Source organism: Novosphingobium beihaiense, assembly GCF_022832375.1.
GTDB classification, from domain to species: Bacteria; Pseudomonadota; Alphaproteobacteria; order Sphingomonadales; family Sphingomonadaceae; genus Novosphingobium; species Novosphingobium beihaiensis.
In genome coordinates this window covers 42,827-55,080 of record NZ_JALHLG010000005.1, presented here as the reverse complement: position 1 = coordinate 55,080, position 12,254 = coordinate 42,827, and the positions used below count along the sequence as shown (strand labels likewise).

The following is a 12,254-nucleotide window of genomic DNA, read 5'->3' as shown; positions in this document are numbered from 1 at the left end:
GCCAAGGCGAAGGATAAGACCCGATGGGCTATGAACGGATCGATGTGAAGCCGGTGACCAAGCGGATCGGCGCCGAGATCTTCGGCGTCGACCTGACGAAGCCGCTCGGCAATCAGGCCTATGCGGAAATCCGCGAGGCGCTGATGCGCCATCAGGTCGTGTTCTTCCGCGATCAGGAAATCGATCACGAAGCGCACCTCGCCCTCGGCCGGGCCTTCGGCAAGCTGCACCGCCATTCGGCCGTGAAAGGGCTCGACGACTATCCCGAAGTGGTGAAAATCCACGCCGACGCGGACAGCAAATATATCGCGGGCGACAACTGGCACTCGGACTTGTCCTGCGATCCCGAACCGCCGATGGGCTCGATCCTCTACATGCATACGATGCCCGAAGCGGGCGGCGACACGCTCTTTGCCAGCATGTACGCGGCCTACGAGGCGCTTTCGGAGCCGATGAAGGCCTTCCTCGATCCGCTAACCGCGATCCACGACGCCAACCCGGTCTACAAGGCGATCTTCCCCGACGTGGACAAGACCTATGAGTGCAACACCCACCCCATCGTGCGCACGCATCCGGAAACCGGGCGCAAGCTGCTCTTCGTCAATTCCTCCTACACCACGCGCATCCCCGAACTGCCCAAGGCCGAGAGCGATGCGGTGCTGGCCTTCCTCTATGCGCATGTGAAAGACCCGAACTTCCACGTCCGCTTCCGCTGGCGGCCGCACTCGGTGGCATTCTGGGACAACCGCTGCACCCAGCACTTCGCAGTGTGGGACTACTTTCCCGAAACGCGCTCGGGCTATCGGGTGACGATTGCGGGGGACAAGCCGTATTGAGGCGGATGTAGGCTGCTATCTCCAGCCTCAGTCTGCATCGACAACTTCCGATACTGAATGAGCGGCGACTATCGAAACGGGCATCGGGATAGCTGAATGTCTGGAAAGTCGGGGCGAGCGGACATTGCTCTGGGCACAGAAAACTGCGAAGCTCTCAATATGGGAGACAGCATTTACGCGTTCAAAGGCGAAGGGGTGGCTTGGCAGGCCCTCAACTATAGGCAAGGCGCGCGTCACACCCTGATGGTGTTCGCCCGGGCAAGAAGCATCGCAGATGCTGAGAAGTTCGCCCATCAGATCGCTACCGACAATGGCTGGCTTCATGTCAATTTGCACAACGGAGCAGAGGTGACCGCCCAGCCTTCCGAGCTTGAGGAACAGTATCTCCGCGATGCGTTGGAAGATGCCATTCAATTTGGCAGTTCAATGGTGACCTACGAGAAGGAACTACCGTCGGACGCCTGATGTTTGCGTCGTCAACTATGTCGGCGGCAGCGGAATCGATTTCAATTCGCATCCCGCAGAACGGTTAGCGAAATTGCGCCATATCTAAGCACATAGGGGACTGCGGCGGGTTTGCCGGCGCACAGTTCGTCCCCAAAGAAAGCGACATAGCAGTCGAACATCCCGATTTCATCATCTAGCCAGCAATGGACGACCACCCCGAACTCAGAGGTCGTGTGATCATCGTCGTTGACAAAGCTGTCGAGCCGAACGCGCGTGCCGGGTTTTAGGTAACGGTCTGCTTTCCCGGCATCAGCTAAATCGTTCACGGCGTTTTTCCTGTCGGTGGCGAGGTGCGTTTACAGGACGAAGCACATGTCCGCAAAGTCGGCGTGTCCGGTTAGTCCGCTTTTGCGAAAAAACCAATGAACAGCTGCCGTCAATCGCCAAGCCCCCCCAAAAAAAATTGCGAGCACCCTCAACTCGTAAACAGCGCCTTCCTGATCACCGTGTGCACGCCGAAATTGCCGTTCACCACCTGGCTCACCCCGAAATCCACGCCCACGGACAGCAGCGAGATCGCCTCGTCCTCGCTCAATTGCTTGGCGGTCATCAGGAAGCGCCTCGCCTTGCGGAAAGCGTCGCGCATGGCGGAATCGATCGAGCTTTGCTTGTAGACCTCGCTCTGCGCGTCCGGGCCGAGTTCCTTGAGGTAGTCCGGGTGGCTGAAGCCCATGATCACCCACTCGGTCTCGGTCTCGATCAGCGGGTAATCGACATCCTTGAGCTGCTCCATCAGGCCCGAGGCCGGGTGGTGGACGACCTGGATCAGCGCCGTCATCGAGCATTCGATGGCCGTGCCGCACAGCTCGCTGTCCCCCTGCGAGGCATGAGGATCGCCGAGCGAGAGCAGCGCGCCCGCAACCTGCACCGGCAGGAACACCCGCGCGCCCGGGCCGGTGCGCCAGTTGTCGAGGTTGCCGCCGAACGAGGCGGGCGGCACCGAGTCCACCAGCCCGTCCGCCGCCGGAGCCACCGCGATCACGCCGAAGTGCGGCCGGATCGGGATTTCGACATTGCGCAGCACGTCGTAATTGCGCTCGATGGTTTCGGGATCGACCGGCACGCCCGGATAGTCGTAGCGGGCGTGCGCGCGGCCCGAGGGATCGGTCTGCTGGGTCCAGCGGTAGGAATAGACCGCATGGGCAATCGGCGGGCGGGCGCCGGTGGCCTCGACTTCGTAGATCGTCACGACCTCGCGGCCTTTCGGCTCGGTCAGCAGGTCGTGGTAGTGAAAGCCCCAGAACGTGGCCGCGTTCGATCCGAAGCACTTGCCCGCAAAGCGCGCATTGCCGCTGGGGCGCGGTTTGAGGTCGAGGATGCGCACTTCGATGAGGTCGCCCGGCATCGCCCCTTCGAGCGCGATGGGCCCGGTGCAGATGTGCACGCCGAAGCCCTCGCCCGGCCCGCGCCCGACGGCGGAGGCATCCATCGGCCCGGCACCGCGGCGGTCCACCGCCTTGCCGCTCTCGTCCCAGCGGTAGACGCTTTCCGCGCCTGCATCGCCCTGCACCATGCGCTCGGGATCGTCGTTGGCGTGGTGCGTCAGCGTCTCGATGGTAACAAAGTCGCCCGAACGGACGTGGAGCACCGGCTTGATGTCCTTGCTGAGATAGCCCCAGTGGACCGTTTCGGGAGAGACCGGCAAGTGATGGTGCCGCACGGGCTGGCCATCGGCGAAGCCTTGCGGCTCCATCGGCGCGGCCGGCAGCGCGTCCTCATCGCCATCTGTTCCCGCCGGACTCTCGATTTCCGTCTCCGGGCCCGCCTCTTCCGCTTCGGCATCGGGTTTGGCATTGGCCCGCTCGCCGCGCGCGGGGCGGCCGCGGCGCAGCAGTTCGACGGCTTCCTGCTCCTGCGGCTGGGCCTTGCGGTATTCGCGCGGGGAAATGCCGTACTGCTCGCGAAAGGCGCGGCTGAACGAGGCGGAATCGTTGAAGCCCCATTCGAACAGGATGTCCGAGATCGACTTCTGCACGTGGAGCGGGCTGCGCAAGTCGAGACGGCAGCGCTCCAGACGGCGCACTTTCACATAGTGGCCGAAGGAATCGTTGATCGATTCGAACAGCTTCTGGAGATAGCGCGGCGAGATGCCGTGTTCGGCGGCCACTTGCTGGTAATTGAGGTTCGGGTCCGAAAGGCGGATTTCGATGGTCTGGAATATCCGCTCCAGCAGCGCGGCGCGCATGCCCGCCGCGCCGCCCATGGCCTTGGCAGGCGCATTGTCGAGCAGGCTGGTGACGAGGAATTCGGGGAACGCCAGCTCGACCGGGCGGGCCTGATCGGGCGTGATGTCGTTGATCGTATCGGCGAGCGAGCGCAGCATGCCCGCGAATACCCGCGCGGTGCCGCTTTCGGTGGCGATCTTGCGCGGGGCGCCGCCGATCGGCGTCTTGAGCCGCATCGACAGTTCGCTGTGCGGGACCTGCACGATCAGGCTGCGGTTATCTCCGCCGAACGTCAGATGGACCGGGGAATCGCCGCGCCCGCAAATGATGTCGCCGTCGCCCAGCCGAAGCTCCTGCCCGGAATCGCGCATCATCGCGCCGCCGTCGAGGATCATCGCCAGCCAGTAGGTCTGCGGCTTTTCGCGGAAGTCGATCGACCACGACTGCGGTGTGCCGGTGATGCGGATGAAATCGATGTTGGTGCTGGAGCGGAACTGGATCAGCTCGCCGTAAAGCGTCGCCTCATCCGCCTCGTCGAGCGTAATCGACTGGCGTTTCAGGGCAAAGCGCCAGGCGTCGCGGCGCTGTTCCTTGGGGTAGACGTTTGTTGTTATTCGCAATCGAGAACCACCCTCGGCTGGCGGCACCCTTCCCAGAACCTGAACATCTTTTAACTTGGCAACCTTGCACCCGGTCTATGCGGCGCAGCCGCAATCGGCAAGGGTCCGTCCGGCTCCGGTCAGAAGGGTGTCTCGTTCCCATACACGCTGGTGGCGCCGTCCAGAGCGGCAGGCGCCTCTCCCCGGCCGCAGACCGCCAGCATCGTCAAGGCATAGACCAGCGCGCTCGACGCCATGTCCTGCGCCGTCGGCCGCCAGCGCGGCATGCCGGTGGTCACGGCGGGAATCCGGTGCATGTTGAACACGTTGTGATCGCGCCACATGCTGGAGAAGACAGGGTGCGCCTGTTCCAGCGGCGCGCCGCGCGCCAGCCGCGTCGCCGCATCGACGGCGCCCGCGAGCGGGGCCACCTCGTCCGGCCCGGCCTCGAAACCATGGCGCACGACGACCGGCTCGACATCGAAATCCTCCACGTCCACGCCGCGCATCGCATCGACAATACCGTGCCAGGCATCGGCGGCCTTCTGGCGGGGATTGAGCGAGACTTCGAGATAGAGCGCGCAGACTTCGGTGCCCGCGCCGAAATCGATCGGCATGCCGCCGCGCACCGAGGCAAGCTGCACTTTGGGCATGACTTTGCCGCTGGCGGTCTCCATCACGCTGCCGCGCTCATAGGCAAGGCCCCAGGCGTGCAGCGCATCGATCACCGGGCCGAGCCGGTAGATCGGGTTGGGATGCCGGTGCGGGTCAACCGGTGCATCGAGGATCGGCGAGAACATGCCCTGCCCGAAGATGCGGATGCGAAACAGCGCATAGCCGCAGCCCTGCCAGGTCAGGCCGAAATCGGTCCCTTCGGCGGCAATCGCATAGTCGGGCGCGACGCCGCCGTGGTGGAACAGGTAATGCGCGCCGATATCCTTGCCGTTCCAGCCGATGCCGGAAAATTCCTCGATCGGTTCGGGGCCGATCTCGCCCGGGCAGGCGGTGAGCCAGGTCTTGCCCGCAAGGCCGATCCCCGCCTTGCGCAGCGCCTTGGCGGCAATGAGGAAGCAGGACATCGGGCCCCGGTCATTGGTGACGGGATAGCCGTGGATCCTGCCCTCCTCATCCAGCCAGCACTGCGTCCATTCCGGGTCGGCCAGCGTGCTTTCGCGGTAGCGGAACCTGTCATGCTCGATCATGCCGGTAGGGCTTTCGGTATCGAGATGCGCGGTGAACAGCAGGTTCGCCCCGCGCCCGGTGCCGCCATATTCGCCGATCACATTGGGCCGCTCGGGCGTGGCGCCCACTTTGCGCGGACGGAACCCCTCGCGCGCCATCCAGCCGTGGACGAATTCGGCCGCCGCCCGTTCCTCGCGCGAGCGGCTGGGGATATTGCCCAGCGTCAGCGCCAGATCGACCAGTTCCTCGCTGTCGATGGCCGCCGCGATGGCTTCGCGCTCGTCCTCGCTGACGGCATAGGGCGCCTTGGCCGGATCGGCGAAGGCCGCGCCCGGTGCGGTTTGCGAATAGTCAGCCACGGAAATCTCCCCGGAATGCAATGGGCTGCATGGCTCAGTGGCTTGCCGCCAGCAAGCCTTCGTTCGCCGCATCGTCGCGGTTGTAGCGCGGCAGCAGCGTCAGCAGCAGCGCGCCCGCCAGCAGCACGACGCCCACACCGGCAATGGCCGGGCGATAGGAATGCTGCGCGTCGAACACGGCATCGAGCAGGATCGGCGTCGTCCCCTGCGCCGCGATCACCGCCGAATACATGGCGCCAATGATCGAGCCGAAATGGCGCACCCCGAAATAGCGCGCGACGAAGTAGGGCAAGGCTCCGAACTGGCCGCCCAGGCCAATGCCCAGCAGCGCGCCGCCCGTCACCAGCACGGCCATACCCTGCCCCGTTTCCAGCAGCACCAGCCCGGCCACCGCCATGAGGTACATCGGCACTGCCACGCGCGGCGAGGGTATCCGGTCCATGATCCGCCCGGTCGCGATCTGCCAGCCGGAGGTCACCAGTGCGAAGACGCTGACCACGGCCGTGCCGGTCGCCACCGAAAAGCCCCGGTCGCTGAGGATCGGTACGACATGGCTGAACACCGCTGTCGTCCCGCCCGCACCGGCCGCCACCGCGATCAGCACCAGCCAGAAGGCGGGCGTGCGCGCGGCTTGCGAGAGCGTGAGCCCTTCGCGCTCCGCCTCTTCGCCATGCGCGGCCTGCCCGCTGCGGTCACGCAGCAGCAGCCAGAGCAGCGGCAGCGCCACGATCAGCATGAACGCGCTGATACCCAGATAGCCCGCGCGCCAGCCCCAGCCCTGCACCAGCACGGCAGCCAGCACCGGCAGCACGACCGAGCCCAGCCCGTTCCCGCCACCGGCGCTGACGCCCAGCGCCGTGCCCCTGTTGCGATCGAACCAGTCCGCGATGACTTTCTGGAATATCGGCGTGCCCGCCATGGCCCCGAACACGGCAAGCACGGCGAAAGTCGCGTAGAACTGGATCAAACTGGCGCTGGTCAAGGAAAGCGCACCGATCGAAAGCGCGAGCCCGAACACGCCCGCCAGCAGCGTGGGCCGCGCCCCGTGCCGGTCCACATAGCGCCCGATCACCGGATAGGCGACCGCGCCGACCAGCGCGAGCACGCCCAGCACTCCGGAAATCGATGCGCGCGCCCAGCCGAACTGTTCGGACAGAGGCACCAGAAACAGCCCGAACACGGCATGGACCGCAGGCGTCACGCTCACCGCATTGCCCAGAGTGCAGGCGGCCAGAACGCCTGCGGGCGTGCCCTTCGCCAGCGACCTCACGCCCACGCGGCGGCCACCGCGTGGGCCGTGGTGAGCAGCGCCACGTTCTGTTCCAGCACCTTGAGCGCGCCGCTGTGCAGGTCCGGCTCGTAAGCCGCGCAGGCATCGGAGACGACGAAGACGTTATAGCCGTGATGGAAAGCCGCGCGCGCCGTGGAATCGACGCAGCATTCGGTGGTGAGCCCCGTCATCACCACAGTATCGATCCCGCGCGCTTTCAGTTGCGCGTCGAGATCGGTGCCGTGGAAACTGTCGAACAGCAGCTTCTCGATCTCGATATCGCCGGGTTCGGGGGCCACACGGTAATAGTCCGCGCCGCCCTCGTCCGCGCGGCAGATCGCCTCGCCGCCGGGCATGCCGCGCCGGACCATCAGTGTCTTGAGCGCTGGCGGATCGGTTTCGGGCCGTGTCACCACCCGCATAAAGGCCACCGCCACACCGGCCTTGCGCGCGGCGGCGATCAGTGCCTCGATCCTGTCGATCGCGGCTTCGGCCGGGGCCAGGTCCACGCCGAAACGGCCCATCAGCCCCCCGGGCGCGGCAAAGTCGGTCTGCACGTCCACCACCACGAGCGCCGTCGATCCGGCGGGCAGCATCGCCCTCAGATCGCCCGGCGCGACGTGTGGCAGAGCGGCGGCCTCAGCCATGGTTGCCGACTTTCACTTTGCCGGGAAAGCGCTCGCGCAGCACCGGGAGCACTTCGCGGCCGAACTTGGGAATGCCGGTCATGTAATCGGGGAAGATCAGCATCAGCCCATCGGTTTCGGCGACCGAGAACAGCTCGGTCAGCTTGTCGATCACTGTCTGCGAGGAACCGGCGACGTAAGCCGCCATAAAGCTGGAACGCGCCTTCTTGGTAAAGGCATTCTCCTTGCCGATTTCGGCATCGAGGAAGCCATAGGCGCGCATCATGCCGTGCAAAGCGCCTTCGTCGAACCCCTCGGCATAGTGCTTCGCGGTCGCTTCGGCTTCTTCGTCGGTATCGCCGAAAACCACCGTCATCATCGAATAGGTCCGCACATAGCGGCCCAGACTGGCGGCATCGGCCTTGGCCTCGTGGCTGGCCCTGGCCAGCTCTTCCGGCTCGGCGCCGCTCAGGAAGATGGCGTCCATCTCCTCAGAAGTGAAGCGCATGCCGCGCTGCGAAGACCCGGCGCAGACCAGAAAGGGCCGCTTTTCCGGCTTGGGCCAGGACTGGCAATCCTCAAGCTGGAAATACTTGCCGTCCATCGTCACCGAGTCCTCTTTCCAGAGGCGCTTGATCGCGGTGATCCATTCCTGCGCAAGATCATAGCGGGCATCGTGATCGACGCCTTCGGGCCAGGCGCCCATCTGCGAGAATTCGCCCTTGTAGGAGCCGGTCACGACATTGAGGCCGCTGCGCCCGTTCGAAACCTGATCGAGCGTTGCCAGCATCTTGGCCACCACGGCCGGGTTCTGCAGGATCGTGTGGACCGTGGTCCAGCACTTCACCTTGCTCGTCACTTCGGAAAGCGCGGCCATCAGTACCACGGGATCGAGCGAGCTGTCCCAGTGGTGCGTCTCGCCGCCGTAGCCGCGAAACTTGGACATCGACATGACGAAATCGAAACCGGCCTCTTCGGCCAGCACCGCGCACTGGCGGTTATAAGCATAGGAGCCATCCAGCTCGGGCTTGTTCTTCGAGAGAATCCAGCCGCCATTGGCAATGGGCAGGAAGATGCCGAGATCCTTGCCGCCGGCGTCCGACGGAATATCAAAGGGCGTGGGTGCAAAATCGCTCATCTTTCAGATCCCCAAATTTCGCGGCCATGCAATTGCGCCTCAGCTTAGGACTCCGGCGTGCGGGTTCTTGATTGGCGGCGCATGTTCTGTTGCCGCCCCCGAAAGCAGATCCTCGACCGCCGCGCGCGAGGGCATGGACGGCGCGGCGCCCTGCCCCAGCGTGCTGAGCGCCGCGGCGGCGTTTGCCTTCGGCAGAGCCTCGGTAAGGCAATAGCCCTCATCCAGCAGCGCCGCCAGCGAGCCGCAGAAACAATCACCCGCGCCAACGGTATCGACCGGCACCACCGGCACGGCGGGCACATGGACATGGCGGTCCCGCTGCACCGCGAGCGCCCCTTCCGCCCCCAGCGTGACCACCACCGCCTGTTCGGGCCGGGTCAGCAGGCTGCGCGCCCGCTCCAGCGTGCCGTTTTCGCCTGCACCACCTTCGCCCGCACCGCCGGTATAGAGCGCGAGTTCGGGCTGGTTGAGCACCAGAATATCGACATGATCGAACAGGCACCGCGCCCCGGCCACGGCAGGTGCGGTGTTGAGGATGCGCACCGCCTTCGATTGCGCGAAGACCGGCAGCAGCGCCGGAACCGGCACTTCAAGCTGCGACAGCAGGACGCCATCGCTCACCGGCGCCACGCCGGACAGCAGCACATTGGCGCCGGAGACGACGATGATCTGGTTCTCGCCCCGCGCATCGACGGCGATATAGGCCGTGCCCGTCTCGCGCCCTTCCAGCACCGCAATGCCCGAGACATCGATGCCTTCGGCGGCCAGCCTGTCGCGCATCCAGCGCCCGGCATCGCCTTCGCCGACAGCGCCGATCATGCGTGCCTGTGCGCCCATGCGCGCGGCCGCCACCGCCTGATTGGCGCCCTTGCCGCCCGGCAGCCGCGCCGCCGCCCGCGCCAGTACAGTTTCGCCCGGCAACGGCAGGCGTTCGAGGGAAGTGATAATATCGAGATTGATCGAACCGACGATGTGAACGGTCAAGTCTGGGCCCCGTCATTCCGCAATGAAGGCTCCCGGTGGACCACGGGCCTGCCCGGCCGGTCAAGCCACGAGCGGCCCGCGTGCGCCCTGCCGCAACATTTGCGGTCGCCAGCGCCAAGAGTGGAATTGCTCGTGCCCCCTAGCCTGCAGGCGTAGCAAAGTTTCACCGGAAGGCGGCGAATATGACGAATTGGCTCATCACGGGAATCGGCGGCGGCCTCGGCCGGGCGCTGGCGGAAGCGGCGCTTGCGCGCGGCGACACGGTTGTCGGGACATCGCGCCGCGCCGCCGACGAGGCCTTTACGGCGCTCGCGCCGGGCCGCGCCCATGTGCTCGGCCTGGACATGAGCGACGAGGTCAGCGCGCGCGAAGCCGTGGCCCGGGCCGAAGACCTGACCGGCGGGATAGACCGCCTCGTCAACAATGCGGGGTACGGCCTTGTCGGCGCGATCGAGGAAGTCTCCATCGCCGAAGCTCAGGCGCTGTTCGAGGTGAACGTCTTCGGCGCGATGCGCATGATCCAGGCCGTGCTGCCCGCGATGCGGGCGCGCCGGGCCGGGCACATCGTCAATATCACTTCGGTCAGCGGCCATGCGCCCTGGGCGGGAACCGGGGTCTACGGCGCCAGCAAATATGCGCTGGAATGCCTCGGCCAGACGCTGGCGCAGGAAGTGGCGCCGATGAACATTCGCGTCACCAATGTCGCGCCGGGCGGGATGCGCACCGGGTTTGCCGCGGCGGGCCTGCGCATCGCGCAAAAGGACATCGCCGAGTACGACGAAGTCGCGCATTTCGCGCGCCGCTCGCTCACTGAGAATGCGGGCAAGGAAAAGGGCGATCCCCGCCGCGCCGCCGCCGCGATCCTGACCGCACTCGACGCGCCCGAACCGCCGCTGAACCTGCTGCTGGGCGAAGATGCCCTGCACTACGCCATGGACCAGCACGCCTTCGTCGCCGCACAGATCCGGCAGTGGGAAGCGCTCTCGCTATCGATTGCTTTCGAAGAGGAGTGAGAATTCGCTAGTATGGTGAAACTGAAGTTCGCATCACTATTCCTCGTCATCCCCGCGTAAGCGGGGATCCCGCTTTTGGCAGCATAGTGCCCAAAAAGGGCAGCGGGGCCCCCGCCTTCGCGGGGGCGACGAATGGGGAGGTATACTTCGTTTCCACGGCAGTAGAACCGAATTTCGCAGCATCAGTCCAGTCCTCCACTCGGCCGCCCATCGCCAGTATCCTGTGGGAGGCCGGGTAGGGGGAGCGGGCTGGTGCCGCATTGAAAAGCCCACATTAGCTTTTTCGAACAGACTCCGACGCGGCGAACCAGCGCCGCGCCCTGTTACGACATGAGGCGAGGCACAGAGACCGAGTAGATATCGAAATGCGCGTCCGGGTGTTCCTGCGCCCCGTCGCGCGGCGCCGAGCGGACCTGCACCACGCCGTTCTTGCCGAAGCCTTCCACCACCGGGCGGCCCGCATCGCGGCTCAGCCACAGGCGCAGCAGGTGGCGGCGGCGCTGCGGCTCGGGCCAGTCCCAGAACGTGGTGCGGGCATGGAGCGCGGCATAGTTGGACAGCCACTGGATGTCGCCGGGGCGGAAATCCATCGTGATCGCCATGCCTTCTTCATACGTGATCTTGTCGAAGAGTTCGAGCACCTCGATCTGCTCGGGCGTCAGCCTGGGCACGCCTTCGTATTCCTGCGCAGTGAGGATGTAGAGCGAGCCCGCATACATCGAGAACACCCCGTCCACGAGGCTGACGATCGGCGACGTATAGGTATCGGCCGGCGCGCTGTGGTCCTGCTTGCGCCAGTCCCAGTGGAACGGCTCCAGCAGCAGCGGCGCGAGGTCCGGGCGGCGCTGGAGGATCTCGTTGTATATCTGCGCGCCCGAAACGAGGCATGAGAGCCCCCCTTCCTTCGCCGGGCGCAGGCACATCAGCGAAACGACATCCGAACTGTCCGAATGATAGACCAGCTTGTCCCGCACTTTCGCGGAGAGCGCGGTGGGATCGTCCATGGTCTTGTCAGACGTGGCGTAGACGTGATCGATCAGATCGCCCATCTCGTTCTGGCGGATCGGATCGCCCATGTGCAGGCCGAGGATGTAATAGATCGCGGAGGACAACGCATCCGAATAGAGATGCGTGCGCAGCCCCCGCACCAGCACGAAACCGCGCCCGTAATCGACATCGCGGCCCCATGCCTTCACCGCATCGGCGCAGGCGGCCAGCGGATAATCCTCAGCCCGAACCGTGCGCAGATCCGGGTTCTCTTCCAGAAAGCGCGCGCCCAGCGTCTCAAGTTCGGCGATCTGTTCGGGCGAGAGCAGAAAGACCCATTCGCCGGTCTTTTCCAGCGCATCCCCGCGCCAGGCCGCTTCCGTGGTGACGGGCGGAACGGCTTCCAACGATACGCCGGGATTGCTGGCCATGAACGGATCCTTTTCGTGCAAGAACGCTATACCTGTGGCAGCAGCTTACGCGGCGGCACCCCGGGCGACTTGTCGCCCCATGGCATAAAGTTTTTCGCACGGCGAACGCGGCGCAGGACTGGCCGTTTCAGAGGCGCCCATCAGTCAGTCCCGCGAA

11 protein-coding genes are annotated in these 12,254 nt (G+C 65.2%); 3 read left to right on the top strand and 8 right to left on the bottom strand.

Annotated elements, in window-relative coordinates; translation table 11 throughout:
* Positions 1-23 precede the first annotated feature (23 nt).
* Both MTR66_RS03805 and MTR66_RS03800 read left to right on the top strand, forming a co-directional pair.
* Complete coding sequence (locus MTR66_RS03805; protein WP_243918084.1) at positions 24-836, top strand: TauD/TfdA dioxygenase family protein; 813 nt, start codon at positions 24-26, stop codon at positions 834-836.
* Positions 837-932: 96 nt separating this feature from the next.
* A complete protein-coding gene (locus MTR66_RS03800) occupies positions 933-1,301 on the top strand; it encodes a hypothetical protein (RefSeq protein ID WP_243918082.1) in 369 nt (122 codons plus the stop codon).
* Positions 1,302-1,342: 41 nt separating this feature from the next.
* On the opposite strand, the gene MTR66_RS03795 is transcribed toward MTR66_RS03800, so the two are convergent.
* The 7 genes from MTR66_RS03795 to MTR66_RS03765 form a co-directional block, all read right to left on the bottom strand.
* Positions 1,343-1,609: a hypothetical protein gene (locus MTR66_RS03795; RefSeq protein ID WP_243918080.1), complete on the bottom strand. Its 267-nt coding sequence runs from the start codon at positions 1,607-1,609 to the stop codon at positions 1,343-1,345.
* Positions 1,610-1,758: 149 nt separating this feature from the next.
* On the bottom strand, positions 1,759-4,128 hold the full coding sequence (locus MTR66_RS03790) for an acetamidase/formamidase family protein (protein WP_243918079.1): 2,370 nt from the start codon (positions 4,126-4,128) through the stop codon (positions 1,759-1,761).
* Positions 4,129-4,247: 119 nt separating this feature from the next.
* Positions 4,248-5,648, bottom strand: a complete 1,401-nt coding sequence (locus MTR66_RS03785) for a zinc-binding metallopeptidase family protein (protein WP_243918078.1) — start codon at positions 5,646-5,648, stop codon at positions 4,248-4,250.
* Between the two features lie 34 nt (positions 5,649-5,682).
* Positions 5,683-6,918: an MFS transporter gene (locus tag MTR66_RS03780; protein ID WP_243918077.1), complete on the bottom strand. Its 1,236-nt coding sequence runs from the start codon at positions 6,916-6,918 to the stop codon at positions 5,683-5,685.
* The gene (locus MTR66_RS03775; protein ID WP_243918076.1) at positions 6,915-7,565 is read right to left on the bottom strand and encodes a cysteine hydrolase family protein; all 651 of its coding nucleotides are present in this window, start codon (positions 7,563-7,565) and stop codon (positions 6,915-6,917) included. Before MTR66_RS03775 ends, MTR66_RS03780 begins: the two co-directional genes overlap by 4 nt.
* A complete protein-coding gene (locus MTR66_RS03770; RefSeq protein WP_243918075.1) occupies positions 7,558-8,682 on the bottom strand; it encodes an LLM class flavin-dependent oxidoreductase in 1,125 nt (374 codons plus the stop codon). Before MTR66_RS03770 ends, MTR66_RS03775 begins: the two co-directional genes overlap by 8 nt.
* 39 nt (positions 8,683-8,721) lie before the next feature.
* A complete protein-coding gene (locus MTR66_RS03765) occupies positions 8,722-9,666 on the bottom strand; it encodes a ribokinase (protein ID WP_243918074.1) in 945 nt (314 codons plus the stop codon).
* A gap of 182 nt (positions 9,667-9,848) precedes the next feature.
* Between MTR66_RS03765 and MTR66_RS03760 the strand changes: the two genes are divergently transcribed.
* Complete coding sequence (locus MTR66_RS03760) at positions 9,849-10,679, top strand: oxidoreductase (protein WP_243918072.1); 831 nt, start codon at positions 9,849-9,851, stop codon at positions 10,677-10,679.
* A 323-nt stretch (positions 10,680-11,002) separates the two neighbouring features.
* Here the strand turns inward: MTR66_RS03760 and MTR66_RS03755 are convergent, their stop codons facing one another.
* Positions 11,003-12,097 (bottom strand): TauD/TfdA family dioxygenase, encoded by a 1,095-nt coding sequence (locus MTR66_RS03755; RefSeq protein WP_243918070.1) that lies wholly within the window; start codon positions 12,095-12,097, stop codon positions 11,003-11,005.
* Positions 12,098-12,254 lie beyond the last annotated feature (157 nt).